This window comes from uncultured Bacteroides sp. (assembly GCF_937912035.1).
Lineage (GTDB): Bacteria > Bacteroidota > Bacteroidia > Bacteroidales > Bacteroidaceae > Phocaeicola.
Genome location: NZ_CALDPF010000023.1, coordinates 68,771 through 87,085 on the forward strand (window position 1 = coordinate 68,771; position 18,315 = coordinate 87,085).

Annotated in this window: 12 protein-coding genes and 1 pseudogene; 4 read left to right on the top strand and 9 right to left on the bottom strand. The window is 40.1% G+C overall.

The window, feature by feature from the left end; genetic code table 11:
- Window positions 1-43: 43 nt before the first annotated feature.
- Genes Q0486_RS04065 through Q0486_RS04090 form a run of 6 tightly spaced genes read right to left on the bottom strand, consistent with a single transcriptional unit; the run spans window position 44 to window position 6,153 of the window.
- The gene (locus tag Q0486_RS04065) at window positions 44-460 is read right to left on the bottom strand and encodes an ACT domain-containing protein (RefSeq protein WP_299230486.1); all 417 of its coding nucleotides are present in this window, start codon (window positions 458-460) and stop codon (window positions 44-46) included.
- A 42-nt stretch (window positions 461-502) separates the two neighbouring features.
- On the bottom strand, window positions 503-1,804 hold the full coding sequence (locus Q0486_RS04070) for a phenylacetate--CoA ligase (protein ID WP_299230488.1): 1,302 nt from the start codon (window positions 1,802-1,804) through the stop codon (window positions 503-505).
- Between the two features lie 42 nt (window positions 1,805-1,846).
- Entirely contained in the window at window positions 1,847-3,160 is a 1,314-nt protein-coding gene (locus tag Q0486_RS04075) for a pyridoxal phosphate-dependent aminotransferase (RefSeq protein WP_299230490.1), read from the bottom strand.
- Window positions 3,161-3,182: 22 nt separating this feature from the next.
- Entirely contained in the window at window positions 3,183-3,764 is a 582-nt protein-coding gene (locus Q0486_RS04080) for an indolepyruvate oxidoreductase subunit beta (protein ID WP_299230492.1), read from the bottom strand.
- Window positions 3,761-5,383 carry an indolepyruvate ferredoxin oxidoreductase subunit alpha gene (locus Q0486_RS04085; protein ID WP_299230494.1) on the bottom strand — a complete coding sequence of 541 codons (1,623 nt, stop codon included), beginning with the start codon at window positions 5,381-5,383 and terminating at the stop codon, window positions 3,761-3,763. Before Q0486_RS04085 ends, Q0486_RS04080 begins: the two co-directional genes overlap by 4 nt.
- An 8-nt stretch (window positions 5,384-5,391) precedes the next feature.
- A complete protein-coding gene (locus Q0486_RS04090) occupies window positions 5,392-6,153 on the bottom strand; it encodes an amidohydrolase (RefSeq protein ID WP_299230495.1) in 762 nt (253 codons plus the stop codon).
- 245 nt (window positions 6,154-6,398) lie between these two features.
- Here Q0486_RS04090 and lysS point away from each other — a divergent pair, with 245 nt between their 5' ends.
- The 4 genes from lysS to Q0486_RS04110 all read left to right on the top strand — a co-directional run bounded on the left by lysS (window position 6,399) and on the right by Q0486_RS04110 (window position 11,401).
- The gene (gene lysS, locus Q0486_RS04095; RefSeq protein WP_299230496.1) at window positions 6,399-8,129 is read left to right on the top strand and encodes a lysine--tRNA ligase; all 1,731 of its coding nucleotides are present in this window, start codon (window positions 6,399-6,401) and stop codon (window positions 8,127-8,129) included.
- A gap of 96 nt (window positions 8,130-8,225) precedes the next feature.
- Window positions 8,226-9,221, top strand: a complete 996-nt coding sequence (locus tag Q0486_RS04100; protein ID WP_299230498.1) for an NAD(P)H-dependent glycerol-3-phosphate dehydrogenase — start codon at window positions 8,226-8,228, stop codon at window positions 9,219-9,221.
- 10 nt (window positions 9,222-9,231) lie between these two features.
- Window positions 9,232-10,581, top strand: coding sequence for a glucose-6-phosphate isomerase (locus tag Q0486_RS04105; RefSeq protein WP_299230500.1), 1,350 nt, complete (start codon window positions 9,232-9,234; stop codon window positions 10,579-10,581).
- A gap of 85 nt (window positions 10,582-10,666) precedes the next feature.
- Entirely contained in the window at window positions 10,667-11,401 is a 735-nt protein-coding gene (locus tag Q0486_RS04110; RefSeq protein WP_299230502.1) for an HAD-IA family hydrolase, read from the top strand.
- Window positions 11,402-11,508: 107 nt separating this feature from the next.
- Here Q0486_RS04110 and Q0486_RS04115 read toward each other — a convergent pair whose 3' ends face one another.
- The 3 genes and pseudogenes from Q0486_RS04115 to Q0486_RS04125 all read right to left on the bottom strand — a co-directional run.
- The gene (locus Q0486_RS04115) at window positions 11,509-13,422 is read right to left on the bottom strand and encodes a glycoside hydrolase family 97 protein (RefSeq protein WP_299230504.1); all 1,914 of its coding nucleotides are present in this window, start codon (window positions 13,420-13,422) and stop codon (window positions 11,509-11,511) included.
- A 345-nt stretch (window positions 13,423-13,767) separates the two neighbouring features.
- Complete coding sequence (locus Q0486_RS04120) at window positions 13,768-17,211, bottom strand: alpha-L-rhamnosidase (RefSeq protein WP_299230574.1); 3,444 nt, start codon at window positions 17,209-17,211, stop codon at window positions 13,768-13,770.
- A 238-nt stretch (window positions 17,212-17,449) separates the two neighbouring features.
- Window positions 17,450-18,262, bottom strand: a pseudogene (locus Q0486_RS04125) (rhamnogalacturonan acetylesterase); the annotation flags it as partial.
- Window positions 18,263-18,315 lie beyond the last annotated feature (53 nt).

Genomic DNA, 18,315 nt, shown 5'->3' on the forward strand with positions numbered 1-18,315 from the left:
CGATTGTTTCACCTGACCTGTTGTTTTATGAATATGATTTTTATTACAAATCCCCTTTCTTGAGTACAGTACAGCCTTTTGCATCAAGCACTGCCAGACATGCCTTGAGGTCGTTAGGCTTGATTACCACATGAGCCTTGTCATTTTGGGCAAAAGCATACATATATTCTATAAAGATTTTTTCTTCTGCCAAATATTCCAAAACTACGGCAAGAGAACCCGGAGTATTGTCACAAGAGAGACAGATAACTTCGGTTGACATTACGGCAAAGTTCTGCGCACGCAAAACTTCTACAGCCTTATCTACATCAGATACTATAAGACGTAGAATTCCGAAATCTGTTGTCTCTGCCATACTGAAAGCATGCATGTTTATGCCATTTTGTCCCAATGTACGGACTACATCATTTATTCTTCCTGTCTTGTTTTCCAGGAATACTGATAATTGCTTTATGGTCATGTTACTTTAATTAAAAATGAAAAATTAAAAATTAAGAGCGTCTCACACCAATTTACGGTTATCTATCACTCTCTTGGATTTTCCCTGACTGCGAGCTATACTGTTAGGTTCAACCAACTTGACATCAGCACTTATAGAAAGTACACTCTTCAGTTTGTCAGCAAGAGATTTCTTCAAGGCAAGCATTGCTCCAATATCATCACTGAAGAAGTCGCGACGTACCTCAACCTGTATTTCCAGAGTATCAAGATTGCCTTTACGGTCAACTATCAGCATATACTGAGGTTCGAATTCCTTCATTTCGAGGATGACACTTTCCACCTGTGAAGGGAACACATTGATACCACGTATAATGAGCATATCATCGCTTCGTCCCATGATAGGAGTCATACGCACTGATGTACGTCCACACGGACACGGAGTGTCAATAAGAGATGTCAGGTCTTTAGTACGGTAACGGAGCAATGGCATTCCTTCTTTGGTAAGTGTAGTAAAGACGAGTTCACCCTGCTGTCCGTAAGGCAATGGTTGAAGTGTGTTAGGGTCGATTATCTCCGGGAAGAAATGGTCTTCATTGATGTGTGATCCGTTCTGCTCCTGACATTCGTATGATACACCAGGTCCCATTATTTCGCTCAGGCCATAAATGTTGTAACCTTTCAATCCGAGACGGTCTTCTATCTCTTTACGCATATTTTCTGTCCACGGTTCTGCACCGAAAGCACCAATACGGAGTCCAAGATCATTCTTAGTAAGTCCCATCTTCTCCATTACTTCTGCCAGATACATGGCATACGACGGTGTACATGCTATACCGGTAATCTTCAGGTCGCGGATAAGACGGATATGTTTTTCTGTGTTACCCGTTGAAGCCGGTATTACTGTGGCTCCCAGATTTTCTACTCCGTAATGCGCTCCAAGACCACCGGTAAATAGTCCGTAACCGTAACTCACTGAGAATGTATCATCACGAGTAACTCCATATGCTGTGAGACATCGTGACATCACTTCCGACCAAATTGCAAGATCCTTACGTGTATAACCCACAATTGTAGGATTACCTGTCGTACCTGAAGACGCATGTACACGTACTATCTCCGATGCAGGTGCAGCCTGCAAACCGTAGGGATAGTTATCACGCAAATCCTGTTTGGTAGTGAAAGGAAGTTTTACTATATCGTCAATACTACGGATATCATCAGGAGACAGGTCCATCTCCTGCATTTTTTTTCTATAAAATGGGACGTTATGATAAACGTATGTCACCAGTTTCTGAAGTCTTTTCCCCTGCAGCTCGCGCATCTGTTCGCGAGGCATACATTCCTTATTTTCATTCCAAAACATGGGTATTATCTTTAATCGTTAATGTTATATTTGCAATTGTAATTATATAGGATGATCTGCCTTAAAGGCTTTCATTCGTTCTTCAAGAACAGGATAAAGTTCTTCCCTCATACGTGATGTACATGCACGTACTCCCTGCTGATCGCTTCCTGTAGTGGAAAGTGAGATACTGCTGACACCATAGTACATAAGTTCTTCTAGCAACTCTCCACCTGTCATTCCGGGATACCCCAATGTGAAGAAGAAACCGTCGCCTACCTTCTGGCGTACATCATAATCATAAACGATACTGAATCCGTTGTCGGTAAATATCTGTTTCATCCGGCGTGCACGACGCTCGTACTCACGTGTATCCTCTACGAAATCTATCACTCCTTCCACCGATTTGTTCAACATCTCTGCCATGGCATACTGTGTTGTGGCAGTACATCCTGAAGTTATCATATACATGATGGATGCAATGAATGTAGGTCCGAATATTCCTGAATCCTCATATCGTTGCGCTAGTGCGGGATACTGCTTGTCGAAAAGTTTGTCAGAAATACATGCCAGTGCAATACGCTGTCCGGCATAACTGAAAATCTTCGAAGCAGAAAGCATAAGGATATAATTGTCGGTATATCTTGCCACTGTAGGCACATATGGTTCCTGATACGGACGACCAAACGGGCTACGGAAGTCCATACAAAAATATGCCTGGTCTTCCATAACAATTGTGTCATACTTAGTGGCAAGTTCGCCTATTATCTTCAATTCATCCTCATCCAGACAGAACCATGCAGGATTATTCGGATTGGAATATACTATTGCAGCAATATCACCGTCCGTCATCATGCTTTCCAGTTTAGCACGGAGAGCCTCACCACGGTAATTGTATATATCAAAGAGTTTCCATTTGATACCGAGAATACGCAATTGCGATTTCTGGATAGGAAAGCCAGGGTCAATGAACAGAACCTTGTTTTTTCCCGGAATACGCTGTGTGCATGCAATGAATGCTCCGAACGATGCAGCCACAGAACCTGTTGTAGGCAGACATGCACGTGGCGAAATATCTATATTTATAAATGCCTTTACAAAACGAGATGCCGCATCCTTAAGCTCCTGAACTCCGGCTGCAGCGGGATACTGTGCGCCCAATCCTTTGTCGAGAGCAGCCTTTTCGGCTTCAATTCCTATCTTGTTGGCAGGCAACCCCGGAGAACCCTGGTCCATACGGATGAAAGGTATGCCCGTAAGCTGTTCCAAACGTGATGCCACAAGCAGTACATCGCCTATGGTGGCATTGCGTAGGTCGGCAACCTTCATCTCTTTTACAACCTGCTCTACCAATTCTTTACTGAAGACTTTACTCATAATAGTTTTTGTCTTAAATTATTCATTTGGAAGCTGCAGCCTCATAACCTATATTAAAAGCACGATGGTTCATTTCGACTACAGCCTCACCCTTAGATCCGAATATTCGTTCTATACTGTCATAAAGAGTTTTCTTATCCAAAATCTTAAAACAGGCAGCTGCTGCACCTAAAAGAATCACGTTTCCGCATTTAGGCATATTATTTTCTTTGGCTATAGCATCAATATCAAGCGAAACCACATTGGGTAACGAATTAAGTTCTGCCATTACAGCCTCAATCTCCGGATAGTTAGGAATATTCTTGAACGGAGTGGAAGATGTTATAATCCATCCGTCCTTTGACAGATACGGCAAATAACGAAGTGCTTCCATAGGTTCAAGCGAAATAATCATATCTGCTCCTCCAAGAGGAATAAGGTCGGAAGCAATAGGTTTGTCCGAAAGACGAAGATTTGACTGAACATCACCACCGCGCTGGCTCATACCGTGAACCTCAGCCTGCTTCAGATTCAGTCCGCTGCGTGTGGCAGCCTCGCCTATTATGGTTGCGATGGAGAGGATACCTTGTCCTCCCACACCGGAAAGAATTATATCTGTTTTCATTGTTTTTCGGCTCTTTTCTGTTTCAACTTACGGTTAAGTGTCTGCATACATTCTCTGCGTGGAATAATCACAGATACACCGTTATACTCTATCTCTTCACGAATTATGCGGGTAATTTCGTCCATGTTCTTAGGCAGCGGCACTACTACACGCACATGTTCCGGCTCAACCCCAAGACCTAGACAGATAGCCTCGAACTTGTTTGTTCCTGCTGAATCCTGACCGCCTGTCATGGCAGTGGTTAGATTGTCGGAAATTACTACAACGATATTAGACTTATCATTCACTGCGTCAAGAAGTCCTGTCATACCGGAATGAGTAAAAGTAGAATCGCCGATAATGGCTATTGAAGGGAACTGACCGGCATCGGCTGCACCTTTGGCCATGGTAATGGAAGCACCCATATCTACACAGCTGTGCAAAGCACGGAAAGGAGGAAGTGCTCCTAAAGTGTAACAACCTATATCACCGAAAATTTTTGTATCGGCATACTCGGCAGCCACTTTATTCAGAGCGTCGTATACATCACGATGTCCGCATCCGTTACAAAGTGCAGGCGGACGTGGAACTACATTCTGAGCCGAAGGATATACTTCTGTGTCATCCATACCTAATCCGGATTTTACATAATCAGGATTGAGCTCACCTGTGCGAGGCAATGCTCCGCTCAATCGTCCTTTAACCACATACTGTGAAGGCAATACACCTCGAAGCTGTTCTTCCACGAAAGGCTGTCCGTCTTCAACCACCAATATTTCCTTACATGAATTTGCCAAAGATATTATCTTATCTGTAGGCAGAGGATATTGTGATACTTTGACAATAGGATAAGGACATCCGTCAGGATAATTTTCCATTACATAATTATATCCTATGCCGCAAGCTACTATACCCAGATCAGCCTTCTCGGAAGATATATTCTCTGCCTTATTGAAAGGAGACTCTTCAGAAAGCTGGCGCAACACAGGCTGAAGCCCAATTACTTCTTTATTGCGACGGCGTGCATTTGCCGGTAAAAGAACCCAGTTGGCAGGAGAAGAAGGCTTACCTGTCGAAGTTACCTCAGAAGCCTCATCTTTAACAGCTACATTGGCACGCGAATGCGCCATGCGTGTGGTAATTCTCATAAGGACAGGAGTTCCCTCGCGCTCTGACATTTCGAAAGCATACTGCATCATATCGTAAGCTTCCTGTTGTGACGAAGGTTCAAGGATAGGAATCATGGCAAATTTGCCGTAGAATCTTGAGTCCTGCTCATTCTGCGACGAATGCATGGAAGGGTCATCGGCTGCAACCACTACCACTCCCCCATTTGTCCCTGTCATACCGGAATTGACAAAAGCATCTGCACATACATTCATACCTACGTGCTTCATACACACCAAAGCACGCTTGCCGACATAACTTACTCCAAGAGCAGCTTCCATAGCGGTCTTTTCGTTAGTACACCAGCTGCTGTGTAAATTCCGTTCTTTTGCCAGAGGATGTTCCTGTATATATTCTGTAATTTCTGTAGAAGGTGTACCCGGATAAGCATATACTCCGGAGATACCTGCATGAATGGCTCCCAATGCTATAGCCTGGTCGCCCAAGAGTAATAATTTCTTATTGTTTTCCATATTTCGAGTTATACTATTTCAAAAGGATCGGCATCGTTCAATACCGGAAATTTCTTACGGAATGCTTCCAGTTCAGACATATCAATATCAACCACAGCTTCGCAAGCCTTACCGTCTTCGCAAGCAGCAATCACCTTTCCGTACGGATCAATCACAGCACTTCCGCCTATGTAATCACAGTTCGGATCTTTACCCACTCTGTTTACTCCTACTACATAACACTGGTTTTCTACTGCTCTCGCCTTTAGTAACAGCTTCCAGGCCTCCACACGCGGAGTCGGCCAGCTTGCCACATAAAAAACTATATCATAATCATTTCTGTTTCGGCTCCAAACCGGAAATCTCAGGTCATAACAAACCTGCAACAAGATCCTTACATCTTTATAATTTACAATCACGCGTCGGGTTCCTGCCGTGAAACGTTTGTGCTCTCCACCGTAAGTAAACAGATGCTTCTTGTCGTACCATTCAACAGTCCCCCCCGGATGTACGAAATAAAACCTGTTATAATACTGACCTTTATCCTCCAGCGCTATACTGCCGGCAATGGCACATTTCTTACGCTGAGCCGTATGTTTCATCCAATCCAAAGTTCCTGAATCAGATTTTTCAGCAATACCTTCCGGATTGGTACAAAAACCGGTAGAAAACATTTCAGGCAGAACAAAAATATCAACATCTTCGTATCTATTGATAATCTCGTCCGCTTTTTTTACATTGGCCGAAGGATTGGCCCAAACAATATCTGTTTGTAAAATCACTATTTTCATGCTTTTCACATTTAGAAGAGCCCAAAGGTAACAATTTAATGATAACTCACAAAAAATTACGACATTTTATTTGACAAATGCTATCAAATGAATATTTTTGATAACAAGTAGATGTTAAATACAGAATCAAACGAACTCCAAAAAGCATATATATTAAGGCATTTGTATAAAAAGTGACACACATATATTAATATATTCCGAAATGTTTCTTATTTTTGTACCAAAATATAGTTAATATATAAGAAATGAACGTATTAGAACTAAGTGAACAGGAAATTATCAGACGCAACAGTCTGAATGAGATGAGAGCTATGGGCATAGACCCGTATCCTGCAGCAGAGTATGTAACAAACGCATTTTCTACTGATATAAAAGATGAATTCAAGGATGATGAGACAGAACCTCGCATGGTTTCTGTAGCCGGACGTATCATGTCACGCCGTGTAATGGGTAAAGCTTCTTTTATCGAATTGCAAGACTCTAAAGGCCGTATTCAGGTTTATATCACTCGCGATGACATCTGTCCTGATGAAAATAAGGATTTATATAATGTAGTTTTCAAACGTTTACTTGATTTGGGTGACTTTGTTGGTATAGAAGGTTTCGTATTCCGCACTCAGATGGGTGAAATCTCAATACACGCAAAGAAACTTACAGTTCTATCTAAATCTATCAAACCACTTCCTATCGTAAAATATAAAGATGGTGTGGCTTACGACAAGTTCGAAGATCCTGAACTCCGTTACCGCCAGCGTTATGTTGACCTCGTGGTAAACGACGGAGTGAAAGACATATTCCTCAAGCGCAACAAAGTTTACAATTCAATGCGCGAATACTTCAACTCTAAAGGTTATATCGAGGTTGAAACTCCTATCCTTCAAGCTATCGCAGGTGGTGCGGCTGCACGTCCGTTCATAACTCACCACAATGCGCTTGACATTCCTTTGTACATGCGTATTGCCAGCGAACTATACCTGAAACGTCTTATCGTGGGTGGTTTCGAAGGTGTTTACGAAATCGGTAAGAACTTCCGCAACGAAGGTATGGACCGTACACACAATCCTGAGTTTACTTGTATGGAAATCTATGTAGCATACAAGGACTACAACTGGATGATGAAATTTACTGAAAACATGATTGAAAAGATCTGTCTTGACGTAAACGGTACTACAGAAGTGAAGGTGGGCGACAATATCATCAACTTCAAGGCTCCATTCAAGCGTGTGACTATGCTTGATTCTATCAAGGAATTCACTGGCTATGACCTTACAGGTATGAATGAAGACCAGATTCGTGAAGTCTGCAAGAAGCTCAATATGGAAATTGACGATACTATGGGTAAAGGCAAGCTTATCGACGAAATCTTCGGCGAATTCTGCGAAGGCAACTACATACAGCCTACATTCATCACTGACTACCCTATCGAAATGTCTCCGCTTACTAAGCGTCACCGCAGCAATCCTGACTTGACAGAACGTTTCGAACTTATGGTAAACGGTAAGGAATTGTGTAACGCTTACTCAGAACTTAACGACCCTATCGACCAGCTTGAACGTTTCGAAGAGCAGATGAGACTTAGCGAAAAGGGAGACGACGAAGCTATGATTATCGATAAGGACTTCGTTCGTGCACTTGAATACGGTATGCCTCCTACATCAGGTATGGGTATCGGTATGGACCGTCTGGTTATGCTTATGACAGGTCAGAGCACAATACAGGAAGTATTATTCTTCCCTCAGATGAGACCTGAAAAGGTAATACCAAAGGATGCTCCTGCCAAATTCATGGAAATAGGTGTTCCTGAAGAATGGGTAGCACTGATCCAGAAAGCCGGATACAACATGGTAGCCGACATGAAGGATGTAAATCCTCAGAAACTTCACATGGACATCTGCGGAGTGAACAAAAAGTATAAACTTGAGCTTAAGAATCCTACAGTTGACGAAGTCAGCAATTGGATACAGAATATAAAATAAGTATTTAGGTTTTTAAGTTTGTAAGTTTCTGATTTGGTTCAGGACTTACAAACTTAAAGACTTTATGACTTAAAAACCAATAAAACAATTACCAAAGTGAAATTCCCTGGTAAAATAGCTATTATGGGAGGAGGTAGCTGGGCTACAGCTATCGCAAAGATTATTCTTACCCAAGCCGAATCAATAAACTGGTATATGCGTAGGGACGACAGAATAGAAGATTTCAAACGTCTCGGACATAATCCGGCTTATCTGACCAGTGTACGCTTTAACGTAAAGAATATCAACTTTTCATCAGATATAAATAAGGTAGTAAGAGAATCAGACACACTGATTTTCGTTACTCCATCACCTTACCTTAAAAGTCATCTAAAGAAACTGAAAACAAAAATCAAGGACAAATTCATAGTGACAGCCATAAAAGGTATCGTTCCTGACGAGAACCTTATTGTTTCTGACTATTTTAATAAGGTATATGATGTTCCTGAAGAAAATATCGCTGTATTAGCAGGTCCATGCCATGCCGAAGAAGTGGCTCTTGAACGCCTTTCATACCTCACTGTCGGCTGTAAGGACATTGAAAAGGCAAAAATCTTTGCACAACAACTGGCAGGTCATTACATTAAAACTTCAGTAAATACCGATGTGGCAGGTATTGAATACGCTTCTGTATTGAAAAACGTATATGCAATTGCCGCAGGAATATGCAGCGGTCTGAAATATGGAGACAATTTTCAGGCAGTACTTATCTCAAACGCTATACAGGAGATGAACCGTTTTCTTAATACTGTTCATCCAGTGGACAGATGTACAAACGAATCCGCATATCTTGGCGATTTGCTGGTGACAAGCTATTCCAATTTCAGCCGCAACCGTGTTTTCGGAACAATGATTGGTAAAGGATACTCTGTAAAAAGCGCACAGATAGAAATGGAAATGATTGCCGAAGGATATTACGGTACAAAATGTATTAAAGAATTGAACAAACATTTACACGTTAATATGCCTATAGTTGATGCCGTGTACAACATATTGTACGAACGCATAACTCCTATGATAGAAATAAAGCTTTTAACTGACTCATTCAGATAAACTTGTGAATATGGAAAATATTAAATTAAACATCGAAAATTCTGTCAGCTTCATGACAGAAGGCAAATTGGCTTCTTACGAGCCATTGGTTAAGACTTATATGGAAACTCTTGAAAAAGGTACAGGACTTGGAAACGACTTCCTGGGCTGGCTTCACCTTCCATCTTCTATAACAAAAGAACATATCGAAGACATCAAAGCTACAGCAGCTGTTCTTCGTGAAAACTGCGAAGTAGTAGTTGTTGCAGGTATCGGCGGTAGCTATCTTGGTGCACGTGCCGTTATCGAAGCTATGTCTGACAGTTTCCAGTGGCTGAAAGAAAAGAAAGCAGGCGAACCTACTATCGTTTTCGCAGGACACAACATCGGCGAAGACTATCTTTATGAACTGACAAGCTTCTTGAAAGACAAGAAATTCGGTGTAATCAACATATCAAAATCAGGTACAACAACAGAAACAGCTCTTGCTTTCCGTCTTCTTAAAAAACAGTGCGAAGACCAGCGCGGCAAGGAAATGGCACGCAAGGTTATCGTAGCCGTTACAGACGCAAAGAAAGGTGCAGCACGTGTAACAGCCGACAACGAAGGTTACAAATCATTCATCATCCCTGACAACGTAGGCGGACGTTTCTCAGTTCTTACTCCGGTAGGTTTGCTTCCTATTGCAGTGGCAGGTATAGACATCGAAAAGCTAGTTGAAGGTGCACGCAAAATGGAAGAAGTTTGTGCTAACGAAAATATGTACGAAAATCCTGCTGCCCTTTATGCTGCAACCCGTAACGAACTTTACCGTAACGGCAAGAAAATTGAAATTTTGGTTAACTTCCAGCCAAAACTCCATTACTTCAACGAATGGTGGAAACAGCTCTACGGCGAATCAGAAGGTAAAGACGGCAAAGGAATCTACCCAAGCTCAGTTGACTTCTCAACAGACCTTCACTCAATGGGTCAGTGGATTCAGGAAGGCGAACGCACAATCTACGAAACTGTTGTGTCTATAGAAACTCCTAACCACGAATTGCGTGTTCCTACAGACGAACAGAACCTCGACGGTCTGAACTTCCTTGCAGGAAAACGTGTTGACGAAGTAAACAAGATGGCAGAACTCGGTACTCAGCTTGCACACGTAGACGGTGGTGTTCCAAACATGAGAGTATCCGTTCCGGCATTGAACGAATACTACATCGGACAGTTGATTTACTTCTTCGAAAAAGCCTGCGGTATCAGCGGTTATATCCTCGAAGTAAACCCATTCAACCAGCCTGGAGTTGAAGCATACAAAAAGAACATGTTTGCTCTGCTCAATAAGCCAGGTTATGAAAAAGAATCAGAAACTATCCAGGCTCGTCTGAAAAAATAAAGACTCACGAACCTATTGAAATAACAAGGCACGTATTACGGAATCACTGTAATACGTGCCTTTCAATGATTAAAAGACAACGATAATGTTTGATCAAGCTATACAAAAATATTTAAAGGAAAAAGGATACGACAAAATCAATCTTAAAGCCGTTCTGTTTGACATGGACGGAGTACTGTTCGACTCGATGAAAAACCATGCAAAAGCATGGAACAAAGCAATGGCAATGTATGGCATGAATCTGAGCGAAGAAGAAGCATACATGCACGAAGGACGCACCGGAGCCAGCACCATAAACATTGTTTCCACACGCGAGAGAGGATTCAGTGCAGACGAAGAAGAAATAAAACGAATCTATCAGACCAAAAGCGATATTTTCAACACTCTCCCTAAAGCAGAGCCTATGCCTGGAGCATACAATCTACTCCTTCAGGTCAAGGAAGCGGGACTACAACCTGTACTTGTAACCGGTTCCGGACAATTGTCACTTCTTGATAATCTGAATCACCATTTTCCTGGTATCTTTCAAAAAGAATTCATGGTAACAGCATTCGACGTAAAATACGGTAAACCCAACCCTGAACCATATCTTATTGGACTGAAAAAAGCCGGAATAGAGCCCAATGAAGCTGTAGTGGTAGAAAACGCTCCGCTTGGAGTAAAAGCAGGAGTTGCGGCAGGAATATTCACCATTGCCGTAAATACAGGTCCGCTTCCTGATTCAGCTCTACTTGACGAGGGGGCTAACCTTCTGTTCGGTTCGATGCAGGAATTATCTGATAATTTTCACATATTAAAAAATACTCTAAATATCTCCTAATTGAACCATAAATACATATAAGAAGAAGTAAGATTAGTTACAAAAAACTCCATTTCTTCTTCACCATGAAAGATGCGAAGGCGAAATGGAGAATAAAACACACTATTTTATTTCTTTATCAAAATACATGAGCCACCGCCACGAGCTAAAGACACTGTCAACACATCATTCCTCTTTACTTTTCTGATTTCGGATTTTACAACTTCTCTATTTGTCAAATAATCAGCTTCCTCACCATCCTCAATAATAATTGTCTCATATTCAGTTTTATCATCAGATAAAAAATCCAACTTTATAGATAACTGTCTATCTTTTTCATTTGTCACGGCACCTACAAGATATGCCTCATCAGTTTCTCTCATCATAATTATATATTCACCGATTTTTCCACCTAAAGTTCGGCTTTCCAACCATGGCATTTTTTGAGAAGAAATGAATTGAAGTAATTCCGGATACTTATTGTAATATTCAGGAATATCAGGAATAATTGTAGCACCAGAAAACACAATCAAAGTTCTAGCAGCTTCAGATACTACAGTCGAAGGCACCGGTGTATTCTCATCTACTCTGGTAGTTGGTCCTTGCCTCAAATCAAACATCCCATTATTCATGTCAATAGGACCGGCAATCATATTTACAAATACAGAAGTTACAAAAGTACTTGGATAAAATACTTTATGAGCATCCAATTGAGCCTGACAGTATTCACGAGTCAAGGCATTAGGCCAAGTTCTCATCTGTCCATAAGGATGTACAGGTCCGTCATGAAAGTCTACATACAACTTATATTTCGCACACAATTCGGTTATCATCCGTGTCCTTATATTCTTTTCTTCCCAATTACCCCTCATAAAGCCGTATTTAACACCTACAGCTCCCCAATCGGAATAATTTTTCAATGTTTCTTCAATTGGATATTCACGTCCTCCTATATCATTTAAATACAGCCATATACCAACATTTTTTTCTCTCGCATAAGATATCAGCTTTTTAACATCATTTGCCTTATTTCCGTTTAAAGGGTCTGAATTTGACTCAAACTCCGGACCATACCAGTTTGCGTCCAACACAAGATACTTAATGTCATTCTTATTGGCAAAATCCACCATACGTAACCAAGACGCATAATTCATTCCATAAGTAAAGTTATCTACAATTGCGCCATTAATTCTCCAGTCCCATAATGCGACTCCAGGTTTTACCCACGATTTAAAATCGTATTTTTCGTCAGGAGCAGGATTAAGCAGCTCCAACAAATGCGAATCGACAAGATTTCCGATTTTTTGTGAACACATAATAGTTTTCCATGAAGAAACATATCCTGCAAATAATTTTGAGGGTTTTGACAGAATAGAGAACCGTGTACTTCCTTTATCCGAGCCAAGAATCATTGGCTCACCACAAACCAAATCAGCTTCATGTATAGCCATATAACAACTGTCATCAACTTGAACAGTCATCACAGGATAACGTGTTTTATCTACTTCTGAAAGTTTTTCCGGACCTAAATTATGATTCTCGAAATTATAGAACCAGGCAGTAAAATCATCAGAAAAATTAAAAGTAGTTAGTTCCTTTTCTACTTCAAAATCGGATTTAATATCATCCGGTATAACATATCTGAATGCTACACCATCATTATAAGCCCTCACAATCAGATCTATTCTATTAATCTCTGAACGATTATTTCTCAAATGAAAAATTTTTTGATTATAGACATCATCAACAACCTTTCTTTTTCCCCAAACAGGATACCATTTATCAGATACCGAAATAGATTCAACATCATCAACAATCCAACCATCACCACCTATCAATTTTTCCCCACTCTTTAAAAGAAAACCTAAATCAGATTGATTTAACAGGACCCTATCATCATAATATAGTTTATAAACGATACCACTATCATTATCTAAAACAAAATTTATTTTTGAATCAGGCGAGACCAGACGATATTCACCATTGCTACACGAACTGAATATTAAAGAGAATATACTCAGAATAATTAATACGGACTTCATTTCTTTATCTTTTACAATTAATAAAAGCAAATAAAAACATTTTATCGTAAACTAAAATGATCTTCAACTGTTATTTTCTTAAATTCATATTTATTATAATTAGAAAAAACAATAAAATCTAGATTCAAAAGATCATCTTTTTTTGAGCCAAAAAGTTTCTTCTTTGAATAAATGTAAACATTATATAACCTTACAATGCCACCAAGTATGTATATGACTTTCCGTAGGAGGATTAAGAAAACATTCTTTCGTTAATCCTCCTTCCGCAAAAGCAAAATCAACAAGCATTATATAAAAGCCCAATATAAATAAAGTCTTTTTCATAAGTCGTCAATAACAAACATATCACTTAAGCACAGTGAATTCATATTTTCCAGAACTCAATTCAATCACAGCATTACCATCGATATATTCTGATGACAATACTCCTTCTACAGTTTCAACAGGTTTTCCATTTTCAGAAATACTTTCCATATTCTTAGTCGGAAGTCGTAAAGTGGCAGTAGTATTAGCAGGAACAATAAATGAATATTCAACTCTATCACCTGTAATCTTCCACTCACTTTCTATCCTTCCATACAATGAATCGTAGTATCCTTTGGCAAATGTCATCTGTCCTGTAGGATCTATACGTGGAGACAGAATGAAATGCTTGAATCCCGGATTAGCCTCATCACGCATAATACCTAGCGAATATGCATACATCCATGCACCAACCGCACCAAAAGAATAATGATTGAAAGAGTTCATACGGTTATTCTCACCGAAACCGTCAACATGTGTATATGAGTTCAAGCGTTCCCATATTGTAGTGGCGCCTTGCTCAACCGAATATAGCCACGACGGATATGATGTTTGCTGCAATAAATTATATGCAACATCATTATAACCGTTGTCAGAAAGGGCCTTGTTTATCCATGCTGTACCAATAAAACCAGTCATAAGCGAATACTGAGGATATGTCTTCCCATCGTCTGCAACATTTTCCCTCTTTACAGCATTTGCCAAGTTAGATGCAAAATCATCCTTCATTTCAGGATTTACAATATTAAATGACAGAGGTAATACGTATGATGTCTGAATATCAACAAGTTTACCTTTCTTGGGTCCATCAGCTCCTGAAGAAATAGTTTTGGCTGTTTTGGTATCTATATAAGTATCATTAAAGAATGCCATACGCTCATCATGCAATTTACCATACTTCTCTGCATCTGCAGTTTTTCCTAAAATTGTTGCAACCTTATTCATTATTTCAAGGTCGTAAATGAAATATGCTTCCCAAATCAGAGTCTTGTCATTTTTCATATCTTCTGGTCCCAACCAGTCGCCAAGATTCCCAAACACATTCTCCTGTACCAGAATATTGGTTTTCGGGTCTATGTTCTTTTCAAGAATATAATCAATATACTTTCTCATGGCATCATAATGTTCAGACAAAACAGCCACATCACCATATTGCTGATATATTTCCCAAAGTACGGTTATACCTGCACTTCCCCAAAGCAAACCTCCGAAGCCTCCTCCTATAGGAGCTACATCAGGGAAACGACCGTCTTCGCGCTGTACATCTCTCATGGCACGCAGATATCTGCGCAAGAACTGTGGTACATTTGCCAGATAAGTAGATGTTCTTGAGAACACTGATATATCTCCTGCCCAACCAAGACGCTCATTCCTTTGCGGACAATCCGTAGGAATAGAAAAGAAGTTCGCGTATGTTGACCACACGATATTGTTCCATAGTTTGTTTACCTTTTCATTAGATGTTTCATAATGTGAAGCTAATCCGTCTATAGAACTAAGTACAATACCCTTAACATTCTCTACAGGCAAAGCCTTGTCTATACCAGTAACCTCTATAAACCTATATCCATGATAAGTAAAGCGCGGTGAATAGGTTTCGTTTCCACCTTTCGTGATATACTTATCCTGAGCCATTGCAGCACGGATATTTTCAAGCATTATCATACCTTCGTTTCCTGCATATCGTGGAAGATCAGGATACTTAACCTCGGCAAATCTCATATTTATCTCATTTCCGGCTTCCATACCGTTAAACGTGATTTCAGGAACGCCCACCATATTCTGTCCCATATCGTAAACAAAGACTCCCGGTCTAACCTCTTCAACCGACTGTGCTGTCAATTTCTTTATAGCTTTTACAGTCTGTCCGTATTGAGAAATAAGATTAAAGTTGGAATAATCGTCCACCCTTGGACGCGGATGAGTAACACTGCGATTCATCGTCTCCGCCTTGCTTACATAACCTTCAAGAGGTATCTCAAGTGTTTTGCTCCAGGTGGAATCATCATACGCAGCTGTAGTCCATCCTTCCACAGACTTTTCCTTAGAAGAATCATAAATCTCACCCTGGAAGAAGCTGCCATATACTATAGGACCGTCAGAATAATACTTCCATGTCTCCGGAGAAGTTACAACCACCTGTTCACTTCCGTCCTTATATGTTATCACGAGCTGTGCAAGCAGGGACTGACGGTCACCAAAGAAGTTCCAATGCTCGCCGGTATAAGTAGATGCTCCGCTCCACCATCCTTCTGCCAATAATGCACCGATAGCATTCTCGCCATTATTCAGTAGTTCAGTCACATCATACGACTGATACAAATGAGTCTTATTGTATTGAGTAATACCCGGATTGAAATAATCATCACCTACACGTTTACCATTGATATACATTTCATATATACCTCTGGCTGTGGCATAAAGTCTTGCTTTCTTTATTCTCTTGGTTTCTGCAGTAAATTCAGTCCTCAACATCGGCATTGAATTACGGCTTGGATTTATAAGATACATATCTTTTCCACAAGCTTTCACCTTTTCTGCATCCATCACTATTGTAGTAATAACATTTTCAGGACTTCTGAAATTACAAATTTCAATGCTTGCTTCCGAAAAATCGTTTGCTGAAGAAAGTGTGTAACCGACATCACCAACTACAGGAAAAGCGATAAAGTCACCTCCAAGTCCCATAGGATTGATATTATATTCACCTATTTTCTTTCCATCTAAATAGAACCTCGTGAAACCAAGATCTGAATAAAGAGTTACTACATGAGAAGAAACAGCATTAGTCTTATTAATAATGTTATTAGGAATATTGAAAGAGACAAAAGGCTTGTCAACTTTGTCATCTTTATGATATCCTACACGATACACTTCAAGAACAGCCTGTCTGCCTGAATAGACTTTCGACAAGTCAACCTCGACTTTCACATACGATGCATCTTCCGTATTTGCGATATGATAAATATTCTTATTGCCATCCAACAGTCTTTCATCATTTGCACCATAAATAAAACCTACCTTTTTCTGCTTGGCATCGTCCTTCATTTTAAACGAAAGGTTCATCTTGAACACAGGCAAATAATGAGAATAAAGCACCATGTCGTCATCATTGCCACCTATCCATTTAGCTCCGTTCCATCCTTCTTTATCACCAGATGACATCAAGCTAGTTTCGAACCATGATTTTCCGGTTCTTTCTTCTCCATTATTGTCCCAGACAGTCACTATCCAGTCATAACGTGTGGCAGGAAGAAGCTTTTCGCCTGCATACTGTATGTTTTGCGAGAGCCCGCTGTTTATCTTTCCTGTACTCCACACAGAGTTGCCGTTTTCATCTTTAACCTCTATGCTATAAGCACTTTGAAATATACCTCTTTTGTAATTGTCGCCAGACTCCATTCTCCAGCCAAATCTCGGACTCTGTGTGTCAACTCCCAAATAATTTTCTGTATATTCTACAGTCATTCCTTCTATTCCACCCATATCATCTTTACATGAGATATTAAACATGGAAGATGAAACACATGCAGCAACACTAATTAGATTTAAGAATGCTTTCATGATATTATTTCGTTTTTATGTTATAATTAAATTCTACTCCATTTTCCACTGATACATGAACCGGAACGTTAAAACCAAGTTCACCATCATTGTAAATACCCTTTCTTAGCAATAGCCTCAAAGGTCTTTCTTTAGGCACTACCATTCCGTTTACAGTTTTTACAGCTTCAGCTAATGTAAGGAAATCACCGCTTCCATCAGCAGATACTACAAAATCATTATCCCTGACAAATGGCTCCAAAGCAGAAATTTTATCAGCTATGACAGACATGGTAAGTTTAGACAAAAGTCTTGCGCCATAAACATTAAGGTGTGTATTGTCTTCCCTCCCTTCAGGACAAGCCTTACATGTACCTTTCGGTATCCAGCAGAACAGCTGCTTTGAATCCTCCGGACCTAAATTTTCCACTAACCTGTGGCTTATATCATTCATATCTATAAAAAAGGTATTGGTTTCTTCTGCTACCATTTTCGGAGATTTCAGATAGTCGCCGTGAGTATCTATCAGAATCATTCCGTCCTTAACTTTCTTGCTTCCAGTGAATATTTTTCCGAAGTCATCATCCTCGGTTACCGCATTCGGATTATTCCTGAAATTACGTCTTACTATGGAATTAAACAAAACAGGTATTCCTCCACGACTTCTAGTCTCCGCAACAAACTTTCTCAAATTATCATCAAACGAACCTCCAGGAACAGTGTGTATATGAGTAGATTTCTTTTCGTCATTATGTCCGAACTGTATAAACACATAATCCCCTGGACGTATTCTTTCAAGAACCTTATTCCAACGTCCTTCATCAATAAAACTCTTCGAACTTCGTCCGTTCATTGCATGATTCTCCACATATACAAATTCCGGATCAAGAAGACTTTGAAGCATCTGTCCCCAACCTCTTTCCGGATTATCATTATCTGTCGGCTTGTTTGCCATTGTAGAATCACCAATCATAAATATGGTAATTCTTGCCATAGCATTTATACAAAACAAGAATAAACAAAATATCAGCAATAAATATTTTAACT

Coding starts and splice junctions, on each gene's coding strand:
- Q0486_RS04065 (WP_299230486.1), bottom strand. CDS start 460: ATGACCATAAAGCAATTATCAGTATTCCTGGAAAACAAGACAGGAAGA.
- Q0486_RS04070 (WP_299230488.1), bottom strand. CDS start 1,804: ATGTTTTGGAATGAAAATAAGGAATGTATGCCTCGCGAACAGATGCGC.
- Q0486_RS04075 (WP_299230490.1), bottom strand. CDS start 3,160: ATGAGTAAAGTCTTCAGTAAAGAATTGGTAGAGCAGGTTGTAAAAGAG.
- Q0486_RS04080 (WP_299230492.1), bottom strand. CDS start 3,764: ATGAAAACAGATATAATTCTTTCCGGTGTGGGAGGACAAGGTATCCTC.
- Q0486_RS04085 (WP_299230494.1), bottom strand. CDS start 5,383: ATGGAAAACAATAAGAAATTATTACTCTTGGGCGACCAGGCTATAGCA.
- Q0486_RS04090 (WP_299230495.1), bottom strand. CDS start 6,153: ATGAAAATAGTGATTTTACAAACAGATATTGTTTGGGCCAATCCTTCG.
- lysS (WP_299230496.1), top strand. CDS start 6,399: ATGAACGTATTAGAACTAAGTGAACAGGAAATTATCAGACGCAACAGT.
- Q0486_RS04105 (WP_299230500.1), top strand. CDS start 9,232: ATGGAAAATATTAAATTAAACATCGAAAATTCTGTCAGCTTCATGACA.
- Q0486_RS04110 (WP_299230502.1), top strand. CDS start 10,667: ATGTTTGATCAAGCTATACAAAAATATTTAAAGGAAAAAGGATACGAC.
- Q0486_RS04115 (WP_299230504.1), bottom strand. CDS start 13,422: ATGAAGTCCGTATTAATTATTCTGAGTATATTCTCTTTAATATTCAGT.
- Q0486_RS04120 (WP_299230574.1), bottom strand. CDS start 17,211: ATGGGTGGAATAGAAGGAATGACTGTAGAATATACAGAAAATTATTTG.